Source organism: Actinosynnema sp. NPDC053489, assembly GCF_044544865.1.
In the GTDB taxonomy this organism is placed as follows: domain Bacteria; phylum Actinomycetota; class Actinomycetes; order Mycobacteriales; family Pseudonocardiaceae; genus Actinosynnema.
Genome location: NZ_JBITXT010000008.1, coordinates 314,489 through 339,292 on the forward strand (window position 1 = coordinate 314,489; position 24,804 = coordinate 339,292).

29 protein-coding genes are annotated in these 24,804 nt (G+C 73.9%); 16 read left to right on the forward strand and 13 right to left on the reverse strand.

From position 1 onward, the window contains the following. Positions 1-7 precede the first annotated feature (7 nt). Positions 8-604, forward strand: coding sequence for a DUF2567 domain-containing protein (locus ACIGNX_RS21135; protein ID WP_396542359.1), 597 nt, complete (start codon positions 8-10; stop codon positions 602-604). 134 nt (positions 605-738) lie between these two features. Here ACIGNX_RS21135 and ACIGNX_RS21140 read toward each other — a convergent pair whose 3' ends face one another. The 4 genes from ACIGNX_RS21140 to ACIGNX_RS21155 all read right to left on the reverse strand — a co-directional run bounded on the left by ACIGNX_RS21140 (position 739) and on the right by ACIGNX_RS21155 (position 4,294). Further along, entirely contained in the window at positions 739-2,058 is a 1,320-nt protein-coding gene (locus ACIGNX_RS21140; protein ID WP_396542360.1) for a cation:proton antiporter, read from the reverse strand. 123 nt (positions 2,059-2,181) lie between these two features. After that, entirely contained in the window at positions 2,182-2,916 is a 735-nt protein-coding gene (locus ACIGNX_RS21145; protein ID WP_396542361.1) for a type I 3-dehydroquinate dehydratase, read from the reverse strand. 32 nt (positions 2,917-2,948) lie between these two features. Next, positions 2,949-3,626: an LON peptidase substrate-binding domain-containing protein gene (locus tag ACIGNX_RS21150; RefSeq protein WP_396542362.1), complete on the reverse strand. Its 678-nt coding sequence runs from the start codon at positions 3,624-3,626 to the stop codon at positions 2,949-2,951. Further along, positions 3,623-4,294 (reverse strand): NrtR DNA-binding winged helix domain-containing protein, encoded by a 672-nt coding sequence (locus tag ACIGNX_RS21155; protein ID WP_396542469.1) that lies wholly within the window; start codon positions 4,292-4,294, stop codon positions 3,623-3,625. The genes ACIGNX_RS21150 and ACIGNX_RS21155 overlap by 4 nt, the downstream gene beginning before the upstream one ends. Before the next feature lie 85 nt (positions 4,295-4,379). Here ACIGNX_RS21155 and nadA point away from each other — a divergent pair, with 85 nt between their 5' ends. Genes nadA through nadC form a run of 3 tightly spaced genes read left to right on the forward strand, consistent with a single transcriptional unit; the run spans position 4,380 to position 7,863 of the window. Next, positions 4,380-5,399 carry a quinolinate synthase NadA gene (gene nadA / locus ACIGNX_RS21160; protein WP_396542363.1) on the forward strand — a complete coding sequence of 340 codons (1,020 nt, stop codon included), beginning with the start codon at positions 4,380-4,382 and terminating at the stop codon, positions 5,397-5,399. Next, positions 5,396-7,018 (forward strand): L-aspartate oxidase, encoded by a 1,623-nt coding sequence (locus tag ACIGNX_RS21165; RefSeq protein ID WP_396542364.1) that lies wholly within the window; start codon positions 5,396-5,398, stop codon positions 7,016-7,018. Before nadA ends, ACIGNX_RS21165 begins: the two co-directional genes overlap by 4 nt. Before the next feature lie 2 nt (positions 7,019-7,020). Next, a complete protein-coding gene (gene nadC, locus ACIGNX_RS21170) occupies positions 7,021-7,863 on the forward strand; it encodes a carboxylating nicotinate-nucleotide diphosphorylase (RefSeq protein ID WP_396542470.1) in 843 nt (280 codons plus the stop codon). Between the two features lie 51 nt (positions 7,864-7,914). Here nadC and ACIGNX_RS21175 read toward each other — a convergent pair whose 3' ends face one another. Then, on the reverse strand, positions 7,915-8,853 hold the full coding sequence (locus ACIGNX_RS21175) for a DUF2382 domain-containing protein (RefSeq protein WP_396542365.1): 939 nt from the start codon (positions 8,851-8,853) through the stop codon (positions 7,915-7,917). Positions 8,854-8,964: 111 nt separating this feature from the next. Beyond that, positions 8,965-9,744 carry a carbon-nitrogen hydrolase family protein gene (locus ACIGNX_RS21180; protein WP_396542366.1) on the reverse strand — a complete coding sequence of 260 codons (780 nt, stop codon included), beginning with the start codon at positions 9,742-9,744 and terminating at the stop codon, positions 8,965-8,967. Between the two features lie 29 nt (positions 9,745-9,773). Between ACIGNX_RS21180 and ACIGNX_RS21185 the strand changes: the two genes are divergently transcribed. Continuing rightward, positions 9,774-11,318, forward strand: coding sequence for an ABC transporter substrate-binding protein (locus ACIGNX_RS21185; protein WP_396542367.1), 1,545 nt, complete (start codon positions 9,774-9,776; stop codon positions 11,316-11,318). Position 11,319: 1 nt separating this feature from the next. Here ACIGNX_RS21185 and ACIGNX_RS21190 read toward each other — a convergent pair whose 3' ends face one another. Beyond that, entirely contained in the window at positions 11,320-12,087 is a 768-nt protein-coding gene (locus ACIGNX_RS21190) for a hypothetical protein (protein WP_396542368.1), read from the reverse strand. A gap of 104 nt (positions 12,088-12,191) precedes the next feature. Here ACIGNX_RS21190 and ACIGNX_RS21195 point away from each other — a divergent pair, with 104 nt between their 5' ends. Beyond that, on the forward strand, positions 12,192-13,328 hold the full coding sequence (locus tag ACIGNX_RS21195) for an aminotransferase class V-fold PLP-dependent enzyme (RefSeq protein ID WP_396542369.1): 1,137 nt from the start codon (positions 12,192-12,194) through the stop codon (positions 13,326-13,328). On the opposite strand, the gene ACIGNX_RS21200 is transcribed toward ACIGNX_RS21195, so the two are convergent. Continuing rightward, entirely contained in the window at positions 13,309-14,622 is a 1,314-nt protein-coding gene (locus tag ACIGNX_RS21200) for a M14 family metallopeptidase (RefSeq protein WP_396542370.1), read from the reverse strand. The genes ACIGNX_RS21195 and ACIGNX_RS21200 overlap by 20 nt on opposite strands. 169 nt (positions 14,623-14,791) lie before the next feature. Between ACIGNX_RS21200 and hisD the strand changes: the two genes are divergently transcribed. The 5 genes from hisD (at position 14,792) to ACIGNX_RS21225 (ending at position 18,710) form a co-directional block, all read left to right on the forward strand. Beyond that, positions 14,792-16,108, forward strand: coding sequence for a histidinol dehydrogenase (hisD, locus tag ACIGNX_RS21205; protein WP_396542371.1), 1,317 nt, complete (start codon positions 14,792-14,794; stop codon positions 16,106-16,108). Then, the gene (locus ACIGNX_RS21210) at positions 16,105-17,208 is read left to right on the forward strand and encodes a histidinol-phosphate transaminase (protein WP_396542372.1); all 1,104 of its coding nucleotides are present in this window, start codon (positions 16,105-16,107) and stop codon (positions 17,206-17,208) included. Before hisD ends, ACIGNX_RS21210 begins: the two co-directional genes overlap by 4 nt. Continuing rightward, positions 17,205-17,804, forward strand: coding sequence for an imidazoleglycerol-phosphate dehydratase HisB (gene hisB, locus ACIGNX_RS21215; RefSeq protein ID WP_396542373.1), 600 nt, complete (start codon positions 17,205-17,207; stop codon positions 17,802-17,804). The genes ACIGNX_RS21210 and hisB overlap by 4 nt, the downstream gene beginning before the upstream one ends. Then, positions 17,805-17,960, forward strand: coding sequence for a hypothetical protein (locus ACIGNX_RS21220; protein ID WP_396542374.1), 156 nt, complete (start codon positions 17,805-17,807; stop codon positions 17,958-17,960). A gap of 159 nt (positions 17,961-18,119) precedes the next feature. Then, a complete protein-coding gene (locus ACIGNX_RS21225) occupies positions 18,120-18,710 on the forward strand; it encodes a TetR/AcrR family transcriptional regulator (protein ID WP_396542375.1) in 591 nt (196 codons plus the stop codon). Here ACIGNX_RS21225 and ACIGNX_RS21230 read toward each other — a convergent pair. Continuing rightward, positions 18,682-19,215, reverse strand: a complete 534-nt coding sequence (locus tag ACIGNX_RS21230) for an RNA 2'-phosphotransferase (protein WP_396542376.1) — start codon at positions 19,213-19,215, stop codon at positions 18,682-18,684. The two genes, ACIGNX_RS21225 and ACIGNX_RS21230, sit on opposite strands and share 29 nt — an antisense overlap. A 31-nt stretch (positions 19,216-19,246) precedes the next feature. Beyond that, a complete protein-coding gene (gene soxR / locus ACIGNX_RS21235) occupies positions 19,247-19,690 on the reverse strand; it encodes a redox-sensitive transcriptional activator SoxR (protein ID WP_396542471.1) in 444 nt (147 codons plus the stop codon). A 71-nt stretch (positions 19,691-19,761) separates the two neighbouring features. Between soxR and ACIGNX_RS21240 the strand changes: the two genes are divergently transcribed. From ACIGNX_RS21240 to priA, 5 genes are read left to right on the forward strand one after another with little or no spacing between them, the layout of a single operon-like run. Further along, the gene (locus ACIGNX_RS21240) at positions 19,762-20,457 is read left to right on the forward strand and encodes a thiamine pyrophosphate-dependent enzyme (RefSeq protein WP_396542377.1); all 696 of its coding nucleotides are present in this window, start codon (positions 19,762-19,764) and stop codon (positions 20,455-20,457) included. After that, a complete protein-coding gene (locus ACIGNX_RS21245) occupies positions 20,454-21,353 on the forward strand; it encodes a transketolase family protein (protein WP_396542378.1) in 900 nt (299 codons plus the stop codon). The genes ACIGNX_RS21240 and ACIGNX_RS21245 overlap by 4 nt, the downstream gene beginning before the upstream one ends. 9 nt (positions 21,354-21,362) lie before the next feature. Then, positions 21,363-21,833, forward strand: coding sequence for a hypothetical protein (locus tag ACIGNX_RS21250; protein WP_396542379.1), 471 nt, complete (start codon positions 21,363-21,365; stop codon positions 21,831-21,833). A gap of 37 nt (positions 21,834-21,870) precedes the next feature. Further along, positions 21,871-22,506: an imidazole glycerol phosphate synthase subunit HisH gene (gene hisH, locus ACIGNX_RS21255; protein ID WP_396542380.1), complete on the forward strand. Its 636-nt coding sequence runs from the start codon at positions 21,871-21,873 to the stop codon at positions 22,504-22,506. A gap of 9 nt (positions 22,507-22,515) precedes the next feature. After that, entirely contained in the window at positions 22,516-23,262 is a 747-nt protein-coding gene (priA, locus tag ACIGNX_RS21260) for a bifunctional 1-(5-phosphoribosyl)-5-((5-phosphoribosylamino)methylideneamino)imidazole-4-carboxamide isomerase/phosphoribosylanthranilate isomerase PriA (protein ID WP_396542381.1), read from the forward strand. On the opposite strand, the gene ACIGNX_RS21265 is transcribed toward priA, so the two are convergent. From ACIGNX_RS21265 to ACIGNX_RS21275, 3 genes are all read right to left on the reverse strand, one after another. Then, complete coding sequence (locus ACIGNX_RS21265) at positions 23,213-23,938, reverse strand: Clp protease N-terminal domain-containing protein (protein ID WP_396542382.1); 726 nt, start codon at positions 23,936-23,938, stop codon at positions 23,213-23,215. The genes priA and ACIGNX_RS21265 overlap by 50 nt on opposite strands. A 50-nt stretch (positions 23,939-23,988) precedes the next feature. Beyond that, positions 23,989-24,354 carry a PPOX class F420-dependent oxidoreductase gene (locus tag ACIGNX_RS21270; RefSeq protein WP_396542383.1) on the reverse strand — a complete coding sequence of 122 codons (366 nt, stop codon included), beginning with the start codon at positions 24,352-24,354 and terminating at the stop codon, positions 23,989-23,991. A gap of 79 nt (positions 24,355-24,433) precedes the next feature. After that, positions 24,434-24,637 carry a cold-shock protein gene (locus ACIGNX_RS21275; RefSeq protein ID WP_033437808.1) on the reverse strand — a complete coding sequence of 68 codons (204 nt, stop codon included), beginning with the start codon at positions 24,635-24,637 and terminating at the stop codon, positions 24,434-24,436. Between the last annotated feature and the right edge of the window lie 167 nt (positions 24,638-24,804).

Sequence of the window (24,804 nt, forward strand, 5' to 3'; positions counted from 1 at the left end):
TCGTCGGGTGGCGGAGCAACCGGTGGACGAGCGGGCGGCGTCCGTTCGCGTGCCACCCGCGCCGGCGTTCGAGCACTACTACGTGGTGCAGCGGCCGCGGGTCGTGGTGAAGCGCGACTTGCTCCCCGCGTTTTCCGTGCTGTCCGCGATCGCGTTGTCCGGCCTGCCCGCCGGATGGCTGTGGGCGTGGCTCGCGCCGCCGCAGAACGTGGTGGCGCAGCAGGACGGGTCGTTCATCCCGGTCACCGGCGAGAGCTACCACCGGCTCGACGGGCTGATGCTGTTCGTGCTGATCGGGCTGGCCGCGGGGTTGCTCACGGGCATCGCGGTGTGGCTGCTGCGGGAGCGGCGCGGCCCGGTGGTGATGCTGGCGGCCACGCTCGGCGCGCTCGTGGCGGCCTACCTGGCGCAGTCGACGGGCACCGGCGCGGCCGGCAGCCGGTACGCCCTGGACGCCGCACCCGCGGCCGGTGACGTCATCTCCCTGGCCCCCGTGCTGGAGACGTGGTGGGGCGTGCTGGCGTGGCCCCTGGGCACGGCGCTGGCGTACGGCTGCCTGGCCGCGTGGAACGGCCTGGACGACCTGGGCCGTCGGCTGGGCTAGCGGTACCGCCCCGGGCCGACCGGGGCGCGTCGTGGCGGAGCCGGGAGGTGTGCGGTCGCCGCGGTAGGGGACCACCCCGCGCGCAGGACGACGGGGGCCCGCCGCGGTGGCGGACCCCCGTCGTCGTCCCGACCTCAGGAGGGTTGCGAGGAAGCGGCGTACTCCCGCTCCCGCTCGCGCTCGTCCTCGGTGGTCTCGATCCGCTTCACGGCGTAGCGCAGCATCGGCGGCGCCATCAGCGACGTCACCACCGCGACCAGCACGACGATGGTGTAGCCGGCGGTGGTCAGCACCCCGAGCCGCAGGCCGACCATGGCCACGATCACCTCGATGACGCCGCGCGCGTTGAGCCCGGCGCCCAGGGCCAGGCCCTCCCAGTGGTTGAGCCTGCCCAACCGGGCGCCCAGGTACGCGCCGACGAACTTGCCGCAGATGGCGATGACCAGCACCACCGCCGCGGCCAGCAGCACCTGCGGCTCGGCCAGCAGCGTCAGGTCCATCCGCAGGCCCGCGGTGGCGAAGAAGATCGGCGCGAGCACGCCCATCACGAACGTCCGCAGCGGCGCGATCTTCGTCCGGTCGAGGATGCCCGAGGTGCTGATGAGGATGCCGCACAGGAACGTGCCGAAGATCGGCTCCAGACCCAGCGCGTGCGTGCCCGCCGCGCACGCCAGCAGCATCACGACCACGACCGCGATCGTCACCGCCGGGTCGGCCGACCTGTTGGCCATGGTCAGCCCGGCCTTCACCACCGGGCGGCCGACGAAGTAGGTCAGCGCCAGCACGGCGACCAGGCTGCCGATGGTCAGCGCCAGGTGCCCGGCGCGCAGGCCGGTGGTGGCCATCGCGGACACGACCGACAGCAGCGACCAGCCCACGATGTCGTCCACGGCCGCCGCGCCGATGGTGAGCTGACCGATGTTGCGGTGCAGGATGCGCAGCTCCACCAGCGTCTTCGCGATCACCGGGATGGCGCTCACGCACATCGCCACGCCGAGGAACAGCGCGAACACCAGGTCGCCCTTGCCGCCCGAGAGCAGCGCGGAGGGCAGCACGAGGCCCACGCCGACGCCGAGCACCAGGGGGATGAGCAGCCCGCCCAGGCTGACGTAGAGGGCGGTCCGGCCCTTGCGGCGCACCAGCTTCATGTCGATGTGCATGCCGGTGAAGCCGACCAGCAGCAGCACGCCGAGCTGGCCGACCGCGTCGAGCAGGTGGATCTGCTCGGCGTCGGCCGGGAACAGCCAGGTCGACAGGCCGGGCACGACGTGCGCGAGCAGCGACGGGCCGAGGATCACGCCCGCCGCCAGCTCGCCGACCACGGCGGGCATGTTGAGCCGGGTGGCCAGCTTGCCCAGCGCGAACGCGACGCCGAGCAGGACGGTGAGCTGGAGCAGGAAGACCAGCATCGGGTGGGCCCCGATGGGACTGGGCGGTGCCGCGAGCAGGGTCATCGGGGTTCCCTCCGGAATTTCGTCGTCCCGGAAGAGGTACGCGGCGGATCGGTCGAAGAAAAGGGGAGGAACGTTCGGTTCGCCGTATCGGTCAGCGGACGGTCAGCCGCAGGTCAGGGGCGCTCAGGCGGGCACCGAGGCCTTGTGCCGGTCGTAGCCGGGGTGGAACTTGCGCACGAGTCGGGAAGTCTCGGCGAAATCGAGTTGGCCGGACGTGGGCTCGTGGCCGATGAACGTGTAGGTGAGCCGCGAGCCGAGCGCGGGGAAGAAGATGCGGGACGCGGTACCGATTTCACCCATGGCGATCACCACCATTTCGGTGTCCTCGGAATCCACCAACAACGATGCCAGCACGCGGAGGTCGGCGCTCGCCGTCGCCATCGTGGAAATCTTCACCACGTCCGCGCCCGCCTCTTTCGCGGCACGTGCGGTCGCACGCAGCTCGCCGATTTCGGGAGTGCGGTCGAAATTGTGGTACGAGACGATCGCCAGCGCGTCGTTCGCGTGCGCGGCGGCGACCACGTCCGCCAGGACCTCCTGCGACGACAGCTCCACGTCCACGGCGTCGACCAGGGGTGCGACCTGCCGGAACAGCTCCAACCGCGCCGCTTCGCCGCCCTGCCAGCCGCCGCCCTCCGCCGCCGAGCGCACGGTCGCGAGCACCGGCAGGCCGGCGAACGCGCGCACCTGCCCCAGCACGTGGTCGACGTCGGTCCGCGAGAACCGGTCGATCCGCAATTCCGCGACGTCCACGCCCGCGGAACGCGCTTCCGCCGCGGCCCGCTCGTTGTCGTCGTCGGCGAAACTCACCGCGATCAGGGGCAGGTCGAGTTCCAGCAGCGCGCGCAGGGCGTTCACGCGCGGGATACTACACCGATCGGCCGACCGGATCAGTTGCGATGGGGCAGGTGGCCCAATTCCGACAACGGCGCGGGCACGGCGCTCAACGCGTCCAGAATGCCCGCCTCGCGGTGCAGCACCTTGCGCACCATTCGCAGTCGCCGCGCGGGCGAGGTCTCCTCCAGCAGCCGCTGGCGGTCCTCCAGCGTCAGCAGGCAGTCGCCCGCCAGGGAGTAGGCGAGGTCGGCCACCGGGGTGTCCGGACCGGGCGGTCGTCCCACGCTCTGGTACGCCGCCTGCCGGTACCGCCCGTGCGCCGCCCGGGCGCTCTCCGCCAGCAGCGGGAGCAGCGCCTCGACCTCCGGCGGCGCGGACGTGTCCGGCAGCCACTGCACCGTGGCGACGAGGTAGGGCGCGCTGTCCTCGTCCACCTCCAGCAGCCGGAACCGCCGATCGCCCCTCGTGGTGAGGTCGAACCGCCCGTCCGGCAGCCGGCGCGCCTCCTGCAGCACGGCCGCGCAGCCGACCTCGGCCAGCGCCTGGACGTTCTCCGCGCCGACCTCCCAGCCCTGCTTGATCGACACCACGCCGAACGTCCGCTCGGGCACCGCGCCCGTCACCAGGTCGACGGTCAGCTGCCGGTAGCGCGGCTCGAACACGTGCAGCGGCAGGGACGCCCCGGGCAGCAGCACGGTACCCAGCGGGAACAGGGGGAGCGTCGTGGTCACGGACTCAAGCTACGGGTGGACGGTGGTCGCAGCACGGCGAACGGGTCGGTGACCCGCATCTCCCCGGACACGAACCGGAACAGCGCGGCCGGCCTGCCGCCGGACGGACCGGGCTGCACGGTGCCGCCGGTCGGCTCCAGCAGCCCGCGCCGCGACAGCACGCGCTGGAGGTTGGTCGCCGAGACCTGGTAGCCGAGGGCGGCGGAGTACAGCGACCGCAGGGCGGAGATGGTGAACTCCGGCGGCGCGAGCGCGAAGCCCAGGTTCGTGTAGGACAGCTTGGACGTGAGCCGGCTGCGGGCGCGGCGGCAGATGGCCTCGTGGTCGAACGCGGTCGCGGGCAGCGCGTCCACCGGGTGCCACCCGGTGTCCGACGGCACCACCGGGTCGATGTGCGAGGGGACCAGGCCGAGGAACGCCGTGGCGACCACCCGGCGCGGCCCCGGCACGCGCTCGGGGTTGCTGAACACGGCCAGCTGCTCGACGTGTGACAACTGTCGCACGTCGACTTTTTCGGCCAGTTGGCGGCGGATCGACGCCTCGACGTCCTCCTCGTCGCCGAGCCCGCCACCGGGCAGTGACCAGCGGCGGGCGTGCGGTTCCCGGGCCCTTTCCCACAGCATGACCTGGAGTGACCCGGCTCTCACCTGGAGCACCGCTGCCAGCACTTCGTGACCCGCCAGTCCCACTCGGCTGATACTATCGGCCACGTTTTCGACCGATAGGCGAAAACCTGGCTCAAGGGAGGAACCCATGGTCGCTACCGCCTACGTGGAGCGAACCTCGGACGGCGCCTACGACGGGATCGCGCCGGACGCCGCGTGGCGCGCCGAGGTGCTGGAGCTGGCCCGCCGGCGGGACGCGGTCATCCTCGCGCACAACTACCAGCTGCCCGAGATCCAGGACATCGCCCACCACACCGGCGACTCGCTGGCGCTCAGCCGCATCGCGGCCGCGAGCGACGCGTCGACGATCGTGTTCTGCGGCGTGCACTTCATGGCCGAGACGGCGAAGATCCTCGCCCCGCACAAGACGGTCCTCATCCCGGACGAGCGGGCGGGCTGCTCGCTGGCCGACTCGATCACCGGCGAGCAGCTGCGCGCGTGGAAGGCCGAGCACCCCGGCGCGGTCGTCGTCTCCTACGTCAACACGACCGCCGAGGTGAAGGCGGAGACCGACATCTGCTGCACCTCGTCCAACGCGGTGGACGTCGTGCGGTCGATCCCCGCCGACCGGGAGGTGCTGTTCCTGCCGGACCAGTTCCTCGGCGCGCACGTCAAGCGCGAGACCGGCCGGGAGAACCTGCGGATCTGGGCCGGCGAGTGCCACGTGCACGCCGGCATCAACGGCCCGGAGCTGGCCGAGCGCGCGGCCGCGAACCCGGACGCCGACCTGTTCATCCACCCCGAGTGCGGCTGCGCCACCTCGGCGCTCTACCTCGCGGGCGAGGGCACCGTCCCGGCGGAGAAGGTGAAGATCCTCTCGACCGGCGACATGATCACCGCCGCGCGGCGGACCAGCGCGAAGTCGGTGCTGGTGGCGACCGAGATCGGCATGCTGCACCAGCTCCGCCGGGCCGCGCCGGAGATCGACTTCCGCGCGGTGAACGACCGGGCGTCGTGCCGCTACATGAAGATGATCACCCCGGCCGCCCTGCTGCGCGGGCTGCGCGAGGGCAAGGACGAGGTGCACGTGGACCTGGAGACCGCGAAGCGGGCGCAGGGCGCGGTGCAGCGGATGATCGAGATCGGGCAGCCCGGCGGCGGCGAATGAGCACGCCGCTGTGGGAGGCGCGGGCCGACCTGCTGGTCGTCGGCACGGGCGTGGCCGGTCTGACGGCGGCGCTGCGCGCGCGTGAGCTGGGCCTGCGGGTGCTGGTGGTGACCAAGGCCGCCGGCGCGGACGGCAACACCCGGTGGGCGCAGGGCGGCGTGGCGGTGGTGCTGCCCGGCGAGCACGACGAGGGCGACTCGGTCGAGGCGCACGTCCGCGACACGCTGGTCGCCGGCGCCGGGCTGTGCGACGAGACGGCGGTCGCGGCGATCATCGCCGGCGGGCCGGCGGCGGTGGCGCGGCTGCGCGAGCGGGGCGCGGTGTTCGACGCCGCGCCGACCGGCGGGCTGGCCCGCACCCGCGAGGGCGGGCACAGCGCGTTCCGCGTGGTGCACGCGGGCGGTGACGCGACCGGCGCCGAGGTCGAGCGCGCCCTGCTCGCGGCGGCGTCCGACGGCCGCGTGCCGGTGCTGGAGGACCACGTCGCGGTGGACGCGGTGCGCACGCCGCTGGGCCAGGTGTGCGGCCTGCTGGTGCTGGACGGCAACGGCGTGCCGGGCGTGCTCGGCGCGCCCGCCGTGCTGCTGGCCAGCGGCGGCCTCGGCCAGCTCTACCAGGCCACGTCGAACCCGGAGGTGGCCACCGGCGACGGCCTGGCGCTGGCGCTGCGCGCGGGCGCGGTGGCGGCGGACGTCGAGTTCGTGCAGTTCCACCCGACCGTGCTCTACACCGGGCGCGGGGCGCGCGGCCGCTGCCCGCTGGTGACCGAGGCGGTGCGCGGCGAGGGCGCGGTGCTGGTCGACGCCACCGGCGCGCGGGTCATGCGGGGCGTGCACCCGCTGGAGGACCTGGCACCGCGCGACGTGGTGGCCGCCGCGATCACCCGGCACGTGGCGGGCGCTCCGGGCGGTGTGGACGACCACGTGTTCCTCGACGCCACGGGCATCTCCGACTTCGCGCGCCGGTTCCCGACCGTGCACGCGGCCTGCCTCGCGGCGGGCGTCGACCCGTCGGCCGAGCCGATCCCGGTCGCGCCCGCGGCGCACTTCGCGTGCGGCGGTGTCGTGTCCGACGTGGACGGGCGCACGGGCGTGACCGGGCTGTACGCGGCGGGCGAGGTGGCCCGTACGGGGCTGCACGGCGCGAACCGCCTGGCGTCCAACAGCCTGCTCGAGGGCCTGGTGGTCGGCACGCGCGCGGCCGAGGCGGTCGCGACGGACCTGGCGCTGGGCGTGCTGGCCCGCCCGTCGGCGGCGGCCACCGCTGAGCTGCCGACCGCGCCGGTCGCGGACCGGGACTCGTTGCAGCGCGTGATGTCCCGGTACGCGGCGATCGGCCGGGACGCCGAGGGGCTGGCCGTGGTCGGCTCGGTGCTCGACCTGTCCACCGCGGACCGCACGCTGGACAGCCGGGCGCTGGTCGAGGACGCGGCGCTCACCGTGGCCGCGCGGGCGCTGATCGCGGCGGCGGCGCGGCGCGAGGAGTCGCGCGGCTGCCACGTGCGCACGGACTTCACCGAGCGGGACGACGTGGCGTGGCAGCGCAGCCAGGTCGTCCGGCTCAACCCGTCCGGCCAGCCGGTGCTGGCCGATCCCGCGGTGGCGAGGGGAGTGGCGTGACCATGGACCTGGACCTGGACCTGGACCTGGCCGACGCGCGGCGCGTGATCGCGACCGCCCTCGAAGAGGACCTGCGGTACGGCCCGGACGCGACGACCGAGGCGACCGTGCCGGCCGACGCGGTGGCCGTGGCGGAGCTGACGCCCCGCGCGGCCGGCGTCCTGGCGGGCATCCCGGTGGCACTGGAGGTGTTCCGGCAGGTCGCCGACGTGGAGGTGCTGGAGCGGCGGCACGACGGCGACAAGGCCGTGCCGGGCGAGCCCGCGCTGGTGCTGCGCGGGCCGGTGCGCGGCCTGCTCACCGCCGAGCGCACCGCGTTGAACCTGCTGTGCCACCTGTCCGGCGTGGCCACCCTCACCGCCGCGTGGGTCGACGCGGTCGCGGGCACCGAAGCGCGGGTGCGCGACTCCCGCAAGACCTTGCCGGGCCTGCGCCTGCTGGAGAAGTACGCGGTCCGCTGCGGCGGCGGCGTCAACCACCGGCTCGGCCTCGGCGACGCTGTGCTGATCAAGGACAACCACGTGCGGGCCGCCGGTTCGGTGCGGGCGGCGCTGGCCGCCGTGCGGGCCCGCGCCCCGCACCTGGCGTGCGAGGTCGAGGTCGACTCGCTGGACCAGCTCGACGAGGCCGTCGCCGAGGGCGCGCGGCTCGTGCTGCTGGACAACTTCACCCCGGCCGAGTGCGCCGAGGCGGTGCGCCGGGCGGGCGGCGTCGAGCTGGAGGCGTCCGGCGGGCTCACCCTGGACGTGGCCCGGGCCTACGCCGAGACCGGCGTGGACTACCTGGCCGTCGGCGGCCTCACGCACTCCGCCCCGGCGCTGGACCTGGGGCTCGACCTGCGCTGAGCCGGACGGGAGCGCGCCCGCGCCAGGGGCATCGGCGCGGGCGCGCCCCGTTCAGGAGTCGCGCCGCCCGGTGCGGTCGTCGCGCTCCACGTCCACCTGCTCCTTGCGCACGTCGCCGCGGACGTGCTCCTCCTCGGTCACGGTCTGCTTGTCCAGCCGGACCTTCTCGACGGGCTTGGTCGTCTTCTCCACCACCGGCTCCTGCCGGTGCAGCGTCACCTCGGTCTCCTCCTCGGCGAACGCCCGGTCGGTGGGCGCGCCCTCGGCGGGCTCGCGCACCACGCGGACCTCCTCGTGCGTCACCGGGACCGACACGTCCCTCTGCTCGGTGACGGTGTGCTTGACCAGCCGCACCCGGCCCGCCTCGACCTCGCGCGTGCTGATGTCCAGCTCTTCCTCGTAGCGGGTCACCGAGCCGTCGTCACGGGTGCGGTGCTTGCCGCCCTGCCCGGTCGTGCCGGTCTGCCCGGTCGTGCCGGCCTGCCCGCTCGTGCCTGCCCGGCCGCCGGTGACGGCCTGGCCGCGCCCCTCGGGCCGGGTCTCGCCGGGCGCGCCGCCGCCGCGCATCTCGCCGCGGGTCAGCCCGGACGTCCGGCCCGCGCCGGGCATCGGCATGGGCTTGGTCTCGTCGCGCCCGCGGTTCGGCAGCTTGTCGTGGTCCCCGGAGCGGTGGGACGGGATCAAGCCGTAGTAGGAGTACAGCTCGTCCTGCTGCTGGTCGGACATGTGCTGGTCGGACACGTCGATCCGGGGCGCGTCCTTGACCTGCTGCTTGTCCACCGGCACGGTGATGACGCCGTTGCCCAGGGTCGCGTCCTGGATCGGGACGAACGACTCCTTGAGGCCGAACAGCCCGGTGTGCACCGAGGCCCACATGGGCGTGCCGTCCCGGTCGTCGAGCCACACCTGCTTCACGGAGCCGATGCGCTCGCCGTGCTCGTCGATCACCTCGCAGTCGTACAGGCGGTCCACTTCGGCCTGGTTGATCATGGCCGGGTCCCTTCGCGTTGCGGTTGTGGTCCCGCAAAGGGCTTCCCGACGTGAAGGGCCGCCTATTCGGCGGCCACCCGTTCGTGTGAGGCAACGTCCTGCGAAAGGGATTCAGAGTCGCCGATTCACGAGGACGGGCAGCGATTCCCTCGTGCGCGTGACACTCTCCGTGTCCACTTCGGCCAGGAGTTGGCCGGGCTCGCCCGCCAACCGCCCGACCACCTTGCCCAGCGGGGACGCGACCGTGCTGAAGCCGATGCCGGTGGGGGCGCCGCCGTGGTCGACGCCCGGGTCGGCCTGCCCGCAGGCCAGCACCCACGACGTGCAGTCCAGCGCGCGGGCTCGGACCAGCAGCTCCCACTGCTCCCGCTTGCCCGGTCCCGCGCCCCACGACGCGCAGACCAGCACGGCCGTCGCGCCCCGGTCGGCCAACGCCCGGAACAGCTCCGGGAACCGCACGTCGTAGCAGGTGGCCAGGCCGAACGCGACGCCGTCCACCTCGACCACCACCGGTTCGGAGCCCGGGGCGACCGTGCGCGACTCGGTGAAGCCGAACGCGTCGAACAGGTGGATCTTGTCGTAGCCGAGGTGGTGGCCGCCGCCGGTGACCAGCAGCGTGTTCGCCACCCGGCCGTCGGGAGCCGGCGTGAACATGCCGGCCACGACGACCACGCCGTGCTCGTCGGCCAGGTCGCGCACCGCGCTCGCCCACGGGCCGTCCAGCGGCTCGGCCACCGGGCCGAGGGGCACGCCGAACCGGCACATCGCGGCCTCGGGGAACACGACCAGGCGCGCGCCGCCGGCCGCCGCGCGCTTCGTCTCCGACCGCAGCAGGTCGAGGTTCGCCGCCGGGTCGCTGGACGAGGTGATCTGGCAGAGGGCGACACGCATGCGGCCCACTCTAGGTAGTGTCGGGTCTCGTGCGCTCCCTCCTGCCCCCGCTCGTGGTCGCCGCCCTCCTCGCCGCCGCGGGGTGCACGGGCACCACGACACCGAGCGCGGAGGGCACGTCGGACAACAGCGCCCTGGTGCTGGCCGACCCGGTCGAGCCGACCTCGCTGAACCCGCTGCTCGGCTACGGCCGGGAGGGCGTGTCGAAGCTGTACGACGGGCTGGTCGAGCACCGCGCCGACGGCTCCGTGCGGCCCCAGCTCGCGGCGCGGGCGCCCACGCCGGCCGCCGACGGCCTGAGCTGGACGGTGTCGCTGCGCGAGGGCGTGACGTTCAGCGACGGCACGTCGTTCGGGCCCGAGGACGTGGTGGCCACCTACCGGGCGCTGCTGGACCCGGCGGCGGGCTCCACCGAGCGGGCCGCGTACGCCGAGCTGACCGGGGTGGAGCAGCTCGACGTGCACACGGTCCGCTTCACGCTGGCCCGGCCGTGGGCGGCGTTCCCGCACGCGCTCGTGCTCGGCATCCTGCCCAGCGAGGCGCTCGGCGGGCCGCTGCGCGACGTGCGGCCGGTCGGCACCGGCCCGTACAAGCTGGTGGAGTGGCGCAAGGGCGACCGGCTGGTGCTGGAGGCCAACCCGTCCTACTTCGGCGGCGAGCCGGAGATCCGCAAGCTGACCGTCGTGTTCGTGCCCGACGACAACACCCGCGCGCAGCGGATGCGGGCGGGTGAGTTCGACGGCACGGAGCTGCCGCCGCGGCTGGCCGCGTCGTCCGGCACGGCCAACGGCATGACGGTGCTCACGCACCGCAGCGCCGACCTGCGCGCGGTCACGCTGCCCGGCGGTCCGGTGACCGGTGACGGCGCGATCCGGATGGCGCTGAACCACGCCGTCGACCGCGAGGGCATGGTCGACAACCTGCTCGGCGGCAAGGGCTCGGCGGCGAGCACGCCGGTGCCCGACGCGCTGCCCGAGTTCGTGGAGACCGGGGCCGGGTTCGCCCACGACAAGGCGCTGGCCGAGCTGCTGCTGGACCAGGCGGGCTGGCTGCGCGGCCCGGACGGCGTGCGGACCCGCGACGGCGTGGCCGCCCGGTTCACCCTGATGTACCCGATCGGCGACGTGGTGCGCGCCGACCTGGCCACCGCGTTCGCCGCGGACGCGAAGGCGGTCGGCATCGACGTGCAGCTCGCCGGGCTCGGCTGGGACGCGGTCACGCCGAGGCTGGGCGCGGACGCGCTGCTGCACGGCGGCGGCACGCCGTTCGACCCGGACCTGATGACCTACCGGTCGCTGCACACGCCCAACCCGTGGGGCTACTCCAACCCGCAGGTCGACGCCGCCCTGGACGTCGGCCGCACGCTGCTGGACCCGGCGCAGCGGGCGGCGGCGTACAAGCAGTTCCAGCGCGCCTACGCGGCCGCGCCCGGCATGGTGGTGCTGGCCGCGGTGCAGCACACGTACGTGGTGCGGGAGAACTGGAACGGCTACCAGGAGGTCGTCGACCCGCACGTGCACGGCGCGCTGTCGTGGGGGCCGTGGTGGAACCTGGAGAAGTGGACGCCCCGCTAGGTCAGCGCGCCAGGTCCCACACGACGACGTCGAGCGTGGTCGAGGGGTCCAGCGGGTCGCGCGGCGACGTGCCCGTCACCACGGCGTGGCCGACCCGGCCGCCGCGGGTGGTGAAGCAGAACGCGTTGCCGACGCGGCTGGACGCCCTGGTGATCCCGGCGGTGGCGTTCAGCAGCTCGGCGCACCGGGCCTGGTCCGGCACGGCATCGTCCGGCAGGTCGGCCACCTTGTCGCTGGTCACGGTGGTGGCGTCGCCGTAGGCGAGGTCGCCCAGGCTGGACCCCTCGCGCGGCGGTGGCTGGTCGAAGAACCACCCGCTCCCCGGGCCGCCGTCGCCGCGCACCTTCACCGTGCCCTGCCACAGCACCTCGACCGGCGCGGGCGTCGGCCTCGGGCGCGGCGGCTTCGGCGCGGTGGTGGTCGGTGCGGGTTCGGTGGGCGAGGGCTCGGTGGGTGCGGGTTCGGCCGGCGGCGGTTCGGCGGTCGTGGTGGTCGGCCGGGTGATGGTCGGGCGCTCGGCCGCCGCGGTCGTGGTGGTGGTGACCGCGGCGACGGGATCGGGGGTGGACCCGCCACCGGCCAGCGCGGCCCACGTGACCGCGCCGGCCAGCGCGAGCGCCGCGCCCGTGACGAGCGCGAGGTAGAGCTGCGGCGGGTGGTTGAGGACCAGCCGGCCGATCCGGCCCGCCAGCACCGCGTTGCGCACGTGGCCCGCGTCGAGGTCGTTCCTGGTGGCCGAGGGGTCGCCGTCGTCCCGCCCACCGGTCATCGCACCGCTCCGCTCTCGCCACGTCCCTGCGACATGGTGTACACGAGGAAGGGCAGTGGGCCGACCGGAACCGCCGGACCGGCCAGGAGCACCGGAGGTCGACCGTGCGCAACCCGATCTTCCTCGACTCGGCCGGCTCGTCCCTGCCGCCGCGGGAGGTGCTGGACGAGGTGATCGGCCACCTGCGGCGGGAGGCGGAGGTCGGGGGGTACGTCGCCGCGCGCGAGCGGCAGGACGACCTCGACGACGGGTACCGGGTGTTCGCCGAGCTGCTGGGCGCGGAGCCGGACGAGGTGGCGTTCACCGACAGCGCCACCCGCTCCTGGCTGACCGCGTTCGACGCCGTGCCGCTGGCCGCGGGCGACCGGGTGCTGTTCAGCGAGGCCGAGTACGCGGGCGCGGCGATCCCGATCCTGCGCCGGGCCCGGGAGGTGGGCGCGACCGCCGAGGTGGTGCCGTCCGACGCGTCCGGGCAGGTGGACGTGGCCGCGCTGCGGGAGCTGCTGGACGAGCGGGTCAAGCTGGTGTCGCTGGTGCACGTGCCGACCAACAGCGGCCTGGTGAACCCGGCGCGCGAGGTCGCCGAGGCCGCGCACGAGGTCGGCGCGCTGGTGCTGCTGGACGCCTGCCAGTCCATCGGGCAGCTGCCGGTGCGCGCGGACGAGCTGGGCGTCGACCTCATCACGGGCACCGGGCGCAAGTGGCTGCGCGGACCGCGCGGCACCGGCGTGCTGGTCGTGCGCCGGGAGGCCGCCGCCCGCCTGCGACCGCGGCTGATCGACCTGCACGGGGCCGAGTGGACCGCGCCGGGGGAGTTCCGGCTGCGCGAGGACGCGCGGGTGCACGAGATCTGGGAGTCGAGCGTCGCCGACCGGCTCGGCCTGATCGCCGCCGCGAGGTACGCGCTGGCCAGGGGCGTCGACGTGATCGAGCGGGAGGTCGGCGAACGCGCCCGGCGGCTGCGCGGGGGACTGGCCGCGCTGCCCGGCGTCGCGGTGCGCGACCCGGGCGTGCGCAAGGCGGGCATCGTCACGTTCACCGTGGACGGGGTGCCCGCGTCCGAGGTGCGCGACCGGCTGGCCGACGAGGGCGTCACGGTCACCGTGAGCACCGCGTCGTCCACGCTGCTGGACATGACCCGGCGCGGGCTCGCCGAGGTGGTGAGGGCCTCGCCCCACTACTTCGTCGAGCCCGCGCAGGTCGATCAGGCCGTGGCGGCCGTCAGCAGGTGCGCCCCGTGATGCGCGGGAGGCAGTCGGAGTAGTCCAGGAACAGCTGCACCGCGGTGTCGTTGCGCGTGGTCTGCGTGGCGATCTGCGTGTCCCGCGGGTAGAAGCCGCTGGTGCCGCTCGCCGACGCCGGGTACATCTCGAACGTGTAGCTCCAGATCTTGTGCTGGGCCCACATCCAGTCGTCCACGCTGCCGTCGGTGATGTAGAGGTCGCTGGCCTGCTGCGGGGTGTAGCCGTTCAGCGACGCCATCTGCCGGCCCATGGTCTGGTACACGTTGGCCTGGGTGGCGTCCAGGCCCGCGGCGGTGTCGTTGTAGGTGTAGCCGTACGGCCACAGGATCAGCTCGGAGTACGTGTGCCAGTCGATGTGCGTCTTGATCTGCTGGACGCCGCCGACCACGCGGGTGCCGACGAAGTCCCGGACGCGGGCGGTCTCCGGCGCGGAGAACGCCGACGGGCCGCGGTAGGTCTCGCTCGACCCGCTGCCGCTGGAGCCGCCGCAGCAGCCCCACTGGTAGCCCCAGTTGCGGTTGGGGTCGGTGCCGGTGGAGGTGGAGTTCGGCTGCCGGTTCTTGCGCCAGGCGCGGAACGAGCCGGTCGCGATGTCGTACTCCGCGCCGTCGGGGTTGACGCTGGGGATGACCCAGATCTCCCGGCTGTCGACCGTGTTCTTGATGGCCGAGTTGGACGCGTAGTTGTCCGTGTACCGCTTGATGATGTGCAGGCACATCTCCACGGTCAGGTGCTCCCGGGCGTGCTGGTTGCAGGTGAACAGCACCTCGGGCTCGGACTCGTCGACCGTCGGGTTGTCGCTGATCTTCAGCGCCCACAGGTCGCGGTTCTCGTACGACTTGCCGATGCTGCGCAGCGTGACCAGGTTCGGGTGGTCGGCCACGGTCTGGTTCAGCTCGGCGACCATCTCGGCGTAGTTGTGGTAGCCGGTGTAGCCCGACGGGAAGTCCAGGGTGCCGAGCTGGGGGTCGGCGAAGTCCGCCTTGCCCAGGCCCGCGAGCTGCGCGTCCGCGTCACCGGTGCTCTTCACCGGCAGGCCCGTGGCCCGCAGCAGCCACTGCTGGCGGGGCTCCGCGATGACGGTGAGGGTGTCGCCGCTCTGGCCGAGGATGTCGACGCCGGTCTTGGCGACCTTGGTCCGCGCCTCGGGCGTGGGTGCCGTGACCTCGAACACGGTCCGGTCGTGGGTTTGCGCGGTCGCCGGTTGCGCCGACCCGGGGTGCGCGGGGAGCACCAGGGCCACGCTCGCGAACAGCGCGGCGGCCACAAGGCCGCGCCGCTTGGTGAACATCGAGCCTCCATCATCAGCAGGGTTTGCGACGGAGCTGAGCGATCGGGCAGGGAGAGCCCACACAGCGTCGCTCGCCGCTCACCGGTCGAGGTAGCCGCCGTTTGTCGGGTTCCCCACCGGGGTGCGGGGTGACAGTTGACGGAATTGGCGACGCCTTACCCTTGAGGGCATGCTCAGCCGCATCGACCTGCGAGGTCGGGTCCCGTCAGCCGCCGAACTGCGCGCCGCGCTGCCGCGCGCCGAGGTCGACGTGGACGCGGTGCTGCATCAGGTCCGCCCGCTGGTGGAGGACGTGCGCGACCGGGGCGTGGCGGCCGTGCTGGAGCACGGCGAGCGGTTCGACAAGGTGCGCCCCGAGTCCGTCCGCGTGCCCGCCGCCGAGCTGGAGCGCGCGCTGGCCGAGCTGGACCCGGCCGTGCGGGCGGCGCTGGAGGAGTCCGTCTCCCGGGCCCGCAAGGTGCACGCCGACCAGCGCCGGGTCGACACGACGACCCGGGTCGTGCCCGGTGGCACGGTCACCGAGCGCTGGGTGCCGGTCCCCCGCGTCGGCCTCTACGCGCCCGGCGGCCTGGCCGTCTACCCGTCCAGCGTGGTCATGAACGTGGTGCCGGCCCAGATCGCCGGCGTCGGGTCGCTGGTCGTGTGCTCGCCGCCGCAGGCGGAGTTCGGCGGGCTGCCGCACCCGACGATCCTGGCCGCCGCCGCGCTGCTGGGCGTGACCGAGGTGTGGGCGGTGGGCGGCGCGCTCGCCGTCGCGCTGCTCGCGTACGGCGGCACGGACACCGACGGCTCCGCCCTGGAGCCGGTCGACCTGGTCACCGGGCCGGGCAACATCTACCTGACCGCCGCCAAGCGGCTGCTGCGCGGCCTGATCGGCATCGACTCCGAGGCCGGGCCGACCGAGATCGCCATCCTGGCCGACGACACGGCCGACCCGGTGCACGTGGCCGCGGACCTGATCAGCCAGGCCGAGCACGACACGCTGGCCGCGAGCGTGCTGGTCACCACGTCGGAGGCCCTGGCCGACGCCGTCGACGCCGAGCTGGACCGCCGGTCCGGCGCGACCAGGCACAGCGAGCGGGTGCGCACGGCGTTGCAGGGCAAGCAGTCGGGCACCGTGCTGGTGTCGAGCCTGGACGAGGGGCTGCGGGTGGTGGACGTCTACGCCGCCGAGCACCTGGAGGTCCAGACGGCCGACGCCCGCGAGGTCGCCGCCCGCGTGCGCGCCGCCGGCGCGATCTTCGTCGGGCCGCACTCCCCGGTGTCGCTCGGCGACTACTGCGCGGGCTCCAACCACGTGCTGCCCACCGGCGGCTGCGCCCGGCACTCGTCGGGGCTGTCGGTGCAGACCTTCCTGCGCGGCATCCACGTGGTGGACTACGGCGAGGACGCGCTGCGCGAGGTCGCGCCGCACGTCGTGGCGCTGGCGAACGCCGAGGACCTGCCCGCGCACGGCGAGGCCGTGACGGCGAGGTTCGGCGGATGAGGCCCCTCGGCGACCGGGTGGAGCTGAGCGACCTCCCCCTGCGGGAAGACCTGCGCGGGCGCACGCCCTACGGCGCGCCGCAGCTCTACGTGCCCGTGCGGCTGAACACGAACGAGAACCCGTACCCGCCCACGCCCGCCCTGGTGGAGGACGTGGTGCGGGAGGTGGCGGCGATCGCGGGCGAGCTGCACCGCTACCCCGACCGGGACGCGACGGCGCTGCGCGAGGACCTGGCCGGCTACCTGTCCTCGTCCACGGGCGTGCCGCTGACCTCGGCGAACGTGTGGGCGGCGAACGGGTCGAACGAGGTGCTCCAGCAGATCCTCCAGGCGTTCGGCGGGCCGGGCCGCACGGCGCTGGGCTTCGAGCCGTCGTACTCGATGCACCCGATCATCGCGGCGGGCACCCGCACCGAGTGGGCCCCGACGCCCCGGCGCGAGGACTTCTCGCTGGACGTGGCCCGCGCGGCCGAGGTCATCGCCTCCCGCGCGCCGGACGTGGTGTTCGTGACCAGCCCGAACAACCCGACCGGGCAGAGCCTGCCGCCGGACGACCTGCGCGTGCTGGTCGAGGCCGCGCCCGGGGTGATCGTGGTGGACGAGGCGTACGCGGAGTTCTCGTCGCGGCCCAGCGCCGTCGCGCTGCTCGACGAGCACCCGGCGAAGCTGATCGTGAGCCGGACCATGAGCAAGGCGTTCGCGTTCGCGGGCGGCCGGCTGGGCTACCTCGCCGCCGCGCCCGCCGTGGTGGACGCGTTGCAGCTCGTGCGGCTGCCGTACCACCTGTCGGCGCTGACGCAGGCCGCGGCGCGGGCGTCGCTGCGGCACGCGCCCGAGACGCTGGGCTCGGTGGCGGAGTTGGCCGCCGAGCGCGACCGGGTGGTCGACTCGCTGGCGGGCCTCGGCTTCTCCGTGGTGCCCAGCGACGCGAACTTCGTCCTGTTCGGGTGGTTCGAGGACGCGCGCGCCACGTGGCGGTCGTACCTGGAGCGCGGTGTGCTGATCAGGGACGTCGGCATCGTCGGACATCTGCGGGTGACGGTCGGGACTCCCGAGGAGAACGACGCGTTCCTCGCGGCGAGCAAGGAGGTTGGCCGGTGAGCCGGGTCGGCAAGGTGGAGCGCACGACCAGGGAGTCGTCGGTGCACGTCGAGGTGGACCTCGACGGCACCGGGAAGGTCGAGGTCGACACGGGCGTGCCGTTCTACGACCACATGCTGACCGCCCTGGGCGTGCACGGGTCGCTGGACCTGGTCGTGCGGGCGACCGGCGACGTGCACATCGACGCGCACCACACCGTGGAGGACGTGGCGATCGTGCTCGGCCAGGCGCTGCGGGAGGCGTTGGGCGACAAGGCGGGCATCCGCCGGTTCGGTGACGCGTGGATCCCGATGGACGAGACGCTGGCGCACGCGGCGGTGGACGTGTCGGGGCGGCCGTACTGCGTGCACGTGGGGGAGCCGGAGCGGTTCCACACCTTCACCATCGGCGGCAACTACCCGTTCGTGCTGAACCGGCACGTGTTCGACTCGCTGGCGTTCCACGCGGGCATCGCGCTGCACGTGCGGGTCGAGTACGGGCGCGACCCGCACCACATCGCGGAGGCGCAGTTCAAGGCGGTCGCGCGGGCGCTGCGGGCGGCCGTGGAGCCGGACCCGCGCGTCGGGGGCGTGCCGTCGACCAAGGGCGTCCTGTAGATGCCGAAGGAGTACGTGGTCATCGGGCTGCTCGCGCTGGCCGGCTTCCTGGGCGGCGGCGTCTACAGCACCTGGAAGACGGCCCGCGGCCTGGCCGTCGTCCTGCTGGTCCTGACCCTGGTCTCCGTCGGCGCGGCCCTCGCCTGGCTCCTGTGACCCGAGCGTAGAACTCGACGGTCCCGAACGTAGGACTCACGCGACCTGGACGTAGGACTCTCGCGAGAGTCCTACGTTCGGAGCGCGAGAGTCCTGCGTTCGGAGCAGGTGAGTTCAACGTTCGGGCGCGGGATTGGCTGTCTGCGTATGGTTGGTCACATGTCGTCACCGGCCGAGGCCGCCACCACCGCCGGTCGACCCCGGGAACGGGCCGACGCCGCGCGCAACCGGGCCCGCGTGCTCGCCGCCGCCGAAGAGGTGTTCGCCGCAGCCGGTGGGTCGCACGGCGTCACGATGGAGGACATCGCACGGGCCGCGGGCGTGGGCCGGGCGACGCTGTACCGGCGCTACCCGGACACGACGTCGATCGCGCAGGCCCTGCTGGACGAGCACGAGGCCGGCATCCGCGACCGCATCCTCACCGGGCCGCCGCCGCTGGGCCCGGGCGCGCCGCCGGAGGAGCGGCTGGCCGCGTTCTACCGGGCGATGGTCGTGCTGCTCGAACGGCACCTGCACCTGGTGCTGGGCGCGGAGGCGGGTCGGGCGCGGTTCCGGGCCGGGTCCTACGGGTTCTGGCGGCGGCACGTGGCCTCGCTGGTGGACGGCGCGCCACCGGCCGTGGCGGACGCGCTGATGGCCCCGCTGGCGCCGGAGGTCTACCAGTACCAGCGGCACGTGCGCGGCCTCGGCCCGGACGAGGTCCTCGCGGGCCTCGACTGGCTCACGAGGCGTGTTCTCGCAGGTGGTTAGGCGGCACGGCGGCCGTCAGCCACACGCCGTTGGCGCTGACCCGGAACTCGTGCCCGTCGGCGGCCATGGCGGCGGCGTCGACCGCGAGCACCACCGGCCTGCCCCGGCGCGACCCGACCCGCACGGCCGTCTCCACCGTCGCCGACAGGTGCACGTCGTGCCGCGCCATCGGCCGCAGCCCATCGCGGAGGATGTCGGGCAGGAACCGGCTCACCGTCCCGTGGTACAGCTCGGCGGGTGGCTCGGCGACGGGCAGGTCCAGCGCCACCGGCACCGTGTGGCCCTGGTTGGCCCGGATGCGCCCGCCCTCGACCGCGAACCGCTGCTTGTCGTTGTCCGCCACCACCTCCAGCACCCGCGCCCGGGTGACGCCCAGGGCGCGCGCGAGGTCGTCCAGGTCGACCCACCCGGCCGCGTCGAGCGCCGGCCCGACCTCCTCCGGCGCGTGCCGCAGCACCTTGGACATCCGCTTGGACAAGCGGACCGCCCGCTCCTTCTCCCGCACGACCCCAGTGCACCACGGGGGACAACCGGTTTCAGGTGCCGCCCTCGACGGCCGGCTTGAGCTTGGGCGCGCCGGGCCCGTCGGCGGCCTGCTCGTCGTCGAAGTTGTGCAGGAAGCAGCTGCGCAGCGACAGGCACCCGCAACCGATGCACGACGTCAGCCGGTCGCGCAGCCGGCGCAGCGCGTCGATCCGCGCGTCCAGCTCGACCTGCCAGCTCGCCGACAGCCTGCTCCAGTCGGACTTGGTCGGCGTGCGGTTGTCCGGCAGGGTCGCCAGCGCCGCGTGCACGTCCTCCAGCGACAGCCCGACCCGCTGCGCGGTGCGGATGAACGCCAGCCGCCGCAGGACGTGCCGCGGGTAGCGGCGCTGGTTGCCCGCCGTGCGCTCGGAGGTGATCAGCCCCCGCTCCTCGTAGAACCGCAACGCCGTGTGCGGCACCCCGCTGCGCTCGGCCACCTGACCGATGGTCAACATCTCCGGCAACTTGCTCACCTGCGCATCTTATGGGTTGACCTCGACTTAAGTCGAAGTTGTTTCGTGGTGCCATGGCGGTCAGGGACAGAGCCGGCTTCGCGGACCTCCCCGCGTTGTTCCGGCGGATGACGGGTGACGAGAAGCACGAGTGGGCCGCGGCGTCCACGCTCGACGTGCTGTGGGTGCTCTACGACCGGGTGCTGGACGTCTCGCCGGACCGGGTGGACGACCCGGACCGCGACCGGTTCCTGCTGTCGAAGGGGCACGGTCCGATGGCGTACTACGCCGTGCTGGCCGCGAAGGGCTACCTCGAACCGTCCACGCTGGACAACTGGACGGCGTTCGAGTCGCCGCTCGGGCAGCACCCGGACCGCGTGCTGGTCAACGGGGTCGAGATCAGCAGCGGCTCGCTCGGCCACGGCCTGCCGATCGCCATCGGCACCGCGCTCGGCCTGCGCCTGCAACGCCGGACCGCGCGGACGTTCGTGCTGGTCGGCGACGCGGAGCTGGACGAGGGCAGCAACCACGAGGCGATCGCGCTGGCCGGGCGGCTCGGCCTGGACCGGCTGGTGACCGTGGTCGTCGACAACGCCTCCGGCACGCACGGCTGGCCCGGCGGGATCGCGAAGCGGTTCGAGGTCGAGGGTTGGCAGACCTCCGCGGTGGACGGGCGCGATCACGCGGCGCTGCACGCGGCGTTCACCCGGGAGCACCCGGGACGACCGCTCGCCGTGGTGGCGGAGGTCGACGGGGGGCGGCGGCGATGACCTCCATGCGGCAGGTGTTCGTGGAGACCGTCGAGGACGTGATGCGGCACGACGAGCGGGTCGCGGTCGTGCTGGCCGAGATCTCCCGGGACGCCTTCGCCCCGCACGAGCGGGTGATCAACGTCGGCATCCGCGAGCAGGCGATGGTGGGCGTGGGCGCGGGGCTGGCGCTGAGCGGGTTGCGGCCCGTGGTGCACACCTACGCGCCGTTCCTGGTCGAGCGGCCGTTCGAGCAGATCAAGCTCGACTTCGGCCACCAGGACCTGGGCGGGGTGCTCGTCAGCGTCGGCGGCTCGTACGACGACCCGGCGTGGGGCCGCACGCACCAGGCGCCCGGCGACGTGGCGCTGTTCGACACGCTGCCGGGCTGGACGGTCCGCGTGCCCGGCCACCCGGGGGAGGTCGGACCGCTCGTGCGGGACGCGCTGCGGCGTGACGACCGCGTGTACATCCGGCTCTCCCTGCGGCAGAACGCCGCGCCGCACCCGGTGGTCGAGGGGTTCACCGAGGTGCGGCGCGGCCGGCGGGGCGTGGTGGTGGCCGTCGGGCCGATGCTCGACACCGCGCTGGCGGCGACCCGGGACGCCGACGTGACCGTGCTCTACGCGACCACCGTGCGGCCGTTCGACGCGGCGGGGCTGCTGGCGGCGGTGGCGCGGGCCGAGCGGGCCGACGTGCTGCTGGTCGAGCCGTACCTGGAGGGCACGTCGGCGCACCTGGTCGCCGAGGCGCTGGCGGACGTGCCGCACCGGTCGCGGTCGCTGGGCGTGCGGCGGGACGCGGAGCTGCGGGCCTACGGCACGGCCGAGGACCACGACTCGGCGCACGACCTCGACGTGCCGGGCGTCGCCGCGGCCGTGCGTCGGATGTTCGGCCACCCGGGCGCTGCGGCATGATCTCCGCCTGTGAGCGTGCCGAGAACCCTGATCTGGACACCCGCGCCGACCGCCGAGCTCCAGCTGAACCTGCACCGCGCCACCGCGGGTCCCGCGGCGCTGGTGCCGGTCGCGTCCGGCACGGTGCTGCTGCCGCGCAGGCAGATCGGGTTCGCGGCGGCGCTCCGGCTGGCCGAGCAGGTCCGGGGCACGGGGGCGGCGGCGCTGCTGCTGAGGTGGTCGGCGGGCGCCGAGGTGTGGACCGACGGCGAGCGCGCGGGGTCCACGGGGTCGGCGCGGCGCCTGGTCGGCCTGGTCCGCTGGTGGCGGCTCGACGCCCGGCCGCGGCCCGCGGAGCTGCCCCCCGACGTCGCCGAGGTGCGGTCGCTGGTGGACGAGGGCCGCGCGGACACGTGGGTGACCGCCCTGCCCGCCAAGACGGGCCTGCCGATCAACACCGTGCTGCCCGTGGTCCCGGTCACGCAGGGCGGGCTCGCCTGAGCCGTGACCGGGCCGCTCGCCCTAGTACGCTGGTCGGGTGCCCAAGGTCGTCGTGCTGGACTACGGATTCGGCAACATCCGCTCCGCCGAGCGCGCGCTGCAGCGCGTCGGCGCCGACGTGGAGGTGACCGCCGACCACCGGGCCGTGCTCGACGCGGACGGCCTGGTGGTGCCGGGTGTCGGCGCGTTCGCCGCGTGCATGGCGGGGCTGGACGCGATCAAGGGCGGCCGGCTCATCGGGCAGCGGCTCGCCGGCGGTCGTCCCGTGCTCGGCATCTGCGTCGGCATGCAGGTGCTGTTCGAGCAGGGCATCGAGCACGGCGTGCTCACCGAGGGCTGCGGCGAGTGGCCCGGCACGGTGGAGCGGCTGGACGCGCCCGTCGTGCCGCACATGGGGTGGAACACCGTCAGCGCGCCGGGGGACACGGCGCTGTTCGCCGGCCTCCCCGCCGACACGCGGTACTACTTCGTGCACTCCTACGGCGTGCGCCGGTGGGAGCTGGCCGGGTCCGACTCGCTGCGCGCCCCCCTGGTGACGTGGTCCGAGCACGGCGGCGACCGGTTCGTCGCGGCGGTGGAGAACGGACCGCTGTGGGCGACGCAGTTCCACCCGGAGAAGTCCGGCGACGCGGGCGCGCACCTGCTGGAGAACTGGCTCAAGAGCGTCAACTAGGCTGAACGCGTGACTTTCACGCTCCTCCCGGCCGTTGACGTGGCCGATGGCCTGGCCGTTCGGCTCGTACAGGGCGAGGCCGGCACCGAGACCAACTACGGCGACCCGCTGGACGCCGCCCTCGCGTGGCAGCGCGACGGCGCGGAGTGGGTGCACCTGGTGGACCTCGACGCCGCGTTCGGCCGCGGCAGCAACCGCGACCTGCTCGCCCGCGTGGTCGGCGAGCTGGACGTCCGGGTCGAGCTGTCCGGCGGCATCCGCGACGACGAGTCGCTGGCCGCCGCGCTGGCGACCGGGTGCGCGCGAGTGAACCTGGGCACGGCCGCGCTGGAGGACCCGGCGTGGTGCGCGAAGGTCGTCGCCGAGCACGGCGAGAAGGTCGCGGTCGGGCTGGACGTGCGGATCACCGGGCAGGGCCACCGGGTGGCCGCGCGCGGCTGGACCAAGGACGGCGGTGACCTGTGGGAGGTGCTGGAGCGGCTGGACCGCGACGGCTGCGCCCGCTACGTGGTCACGGACGTGGGCAAGGACGGCACGCTCCAGGGCCCGAACGTCGACCTGCTGCGCGAGGTGTGCGCCCGCACCGACGCGCCGGTGATCGCCTCCGGCGGTGTGTCCAGCGTGGACGACCTGGTGGCGCTGGCCGCGTTGTCGCGCGACGGCGTGGAGGGCGCGATCGTGGGCAAGGCGCTCTACGCGGGCGCGTTCACGCTCCCGGAGGCCCTGACCGCGGTCCGCGAGCGATCGCGGAGTTGATCTCCTCGAGGACGTGGTCCTCGGCGGCCCGCTCGGTCACGCCCGTGCGGGTCAGGGCCCGGGCCGCCGCGCCCTCGCCCACGGCGAGCAGCCCGAGCAGCAGGTGCTCGGTGCCGACGAACGTGTGCCCGTGCCGCAGCGACGCCCGCACGGCCAGTTCCAGCGCCTTCCGGCAGTGGGCGGTGAACGGCTGCGGCTCCGGGCGCTGCCGGACCGTGCCGTCCAGCTCGCCGAGCACGGCCATCCGGGTGCTGCCCTCGGCGGCCTCCAGCGCGGCGATCGTCCTGGCGGCCAGGCCGCCGGACTCGTCCAGCAGCCCGAGCAGGACGTGCTCGGTGCCGATGTGCTCGCTGAACCGGGCGTGGTGGCGGGCCAGCGCGATGACCCGCCCGGCCCGTTCGGTGTAGCGGTCGAAGCTCGGCTTCAGGTCCGGCGACTCGCGGGGCACGAACCGCTTCTGCGCGGCCTGCTTGGTGACGCCGATGCTCTCGCCGATCTCGGTCCAGCTCGCGCCCGCGCGCCGCGCCTCGTCCACGAAGTGGCCGATGAGGTGGTCGCCCAGCTCGTCGAGCCGGCCGCTCAGCTCCACGGCGGCGGACAGCCGGCCCATCACGTCGGGGTGCTCGGCCGCGACCAGGACGATGAGGTCCGTGAGCTGGAGCGGCGGCGCGGTCATCCGTCAACTGTAGGTTGACGCCGACGCGGGCGTCAACCGCGGGTTGACGTTCAGGCGGGGCGGACCTCGATGCCGACCGTGCCCTCCCGGCCCCGGCGCAGGCGGCTGCCGAACAGCGTCAGCCTGCCGAGCACGCCGTACTTGCGCGCGATCAGGGACCGCACGCGCTCGCTGCCCGCCCGGTCGAGCAACCGGGCGGTGCCGGGCACCTGCTCGCCCGTGGGCCTGCCGCGCACGTCGCACGGCCCGATCCGGACGTCGCCGCTGCGGCGGATGCGCTTGACCTTGCCCGCGTCGGCGGCGGACCACACGTACAGCGCGCCGCCGTCGCCCGCGACCCACACCGGTGTCGGCACGGCGGTGCCGTCCTTGCGGAAAGTGGTCAACAACAGGTACTTGCCGGCTGCCAGGTCCATGTCCGCCGACAGTAGTCGGGAAACGCGCGAAAGCCCCGCTCCCGAGGGGGGAGCGGGGCTTTCGCCGAGCCGCGGTGGGTCAGATGACCGTCACGTTGGTGGCCTGGGGGCCCTTGGCACCCTGGCCCACGTCGAAGCTCACGCGCTGGTTCTCCTCCAGGCTGCGGTAGCCGCCGCTCTGGATCTCCGAGTAGTGCACGAACACGTCCGCGCCACCGTCCTCGGGGGAGATGAAGCCGAAGCCCTTCTCCGAGTTGAACCACTTCACGGTGCCCTGCGCCATCTTGTACTCCTCAAAAAGCTGCCAACGGGGCGAACGCACCCGCTGAGGCCGGTCCAAACGCTGACCCTGAGGAATCACACGCTCAAACGCGTTTCGCGAGCGTGGATGACACGAACACAAAACTTTCGACCTCCACCAGTCAACCACACTTTTCCCGTCCACGTCGC

Bases quoted from the DNA above. Each gene is read 5' to 3' on its own strand.
- ACIGNX_RS21140 (WP_396542360.1), bottom strand. From the start codon at position 2,058: ATGACCCTGCTCGCGGCACCGCCCAGTCCCATCGGGGCCCACCCGATG.
- nadA (WP_396542363.1), top strand. From the start codon at position 4,380: ATGGTCGCTACCGCCTACGTGGAGCGAACCTCGGACGGCGCCTACGAC.
- ACIGNX_RS21165 (WP_396542364.1), top strand. From the start codon at position 5,396: ATGAGCACGCCGCTGTGGGAGGCGCGGGCCGACCTGCTGGTCGTCGGC.
- nadC (WP_396542470.1), top strand. From the start codon at position 7,021: ATGGACCTGGACCTGGACCTGGACCTGGCCGACGCGCGGCGCGTGATC.
- ACIGNX_RS21175 (WP_396542365.1), bottom strand. From the start codon at position 8,853: ATGATCAACCAGGCCGAAGTGGACCGCCTGTACGACTGCGAGGTGATC.
- ACIGNX_RS21180 (WP_396542366.1), bottom strand. From the start codon at position 9,744: ATGCGTGTCGCCCTCTGCCAGATCACCTCGTCCAGCGACCCGGCGGCG.
- ACIGNX_RS21190 (WP_396542368.1), bottom strand. From the start codon at position 12,087: ATGACCGGTGGGCGGGACGACGGCGACCCCTCGGCCACCAGGAACGAC.
- ACIGNX_RS21200 (WP_396542370.1), bottom strand. From the start codon at position 14,622: ATGTTCACCAAGCGGCGCGGCCTTGTGGCCGCCGCGCTGTTCGCGAGC.
- hisD (WP_396542371.1), top strand. From the start codon at position 14,792: ATGCTCAGCCGCATCGACCTGCGAGGTCGGGTCCCGTCAGCCGCCGAA.
- ACIGNX_RS21210 (WP_396542372.1), top strand. From the start codon at position 16,105: ATGAGGCCCCTCGGCGACCGGGTGGAGCTGAGCGACCTCCCCCTGCGG.
- ACIGNX_RS21220 (WP_396542374.1), top strand. From the start codon at position 17,805: ATGCCGAAGGAGTACGTGGTCATCGGGCTGCTCGCGCTGGCCGGCTTC.
- ACIGNX_RS21225 (WP_396542375.1), top strand. From the start codon at position 18,120: ATGTCGTCACCGGCCGAGGCCGCCACCACCGCCGGTCGACCCCGGGAA.
- soxR (WP_396542471.1), bottom strand. From the start codon at position 19,690: ATGTTGACCATCGGTCAGGTGGCCGAGCGCAGCGGGGTGCCGCACACG.
- ACIGNX_RS21240 (WP_396542377.1), top strand. From the start codon at position 19,762: ATGGCGGTCAGGGACAGAGCCGGCTTCGCGGACCTCCCCGCGTTGTTC.
- ACIGNX_RS21245 (WP_396542378.1), top strand. From the start codon at position 20,454: ATGACCTCCATGCGGCAGGTGTTCGTGGAGACCGTCGAGGACGTGATG.
- ACIGNX_RS21265 (WP_396542382.1), bottom strand. From the start codon at position 23,938: ATGACCGCGCCGCCGCTCCAGCTCACGGACCTCATCGTCCTGGTCGCG.
- ACIGNX_RS21270 (WP_396542383.1), bottom strand. From the start codon at position 24,354: ATGGACCTGGCAGCCGGCAAGTACCTGTTGTTGACCACTTTCCGCAAG.
- ACIGNX_RS21275 (WP_033437808.1), bottom strand. From the start codon at position 24,637: ATGGCGCAGGGCACCGTGAAGTGGTTCAACTCGGAGAAGGGCTTCGGC.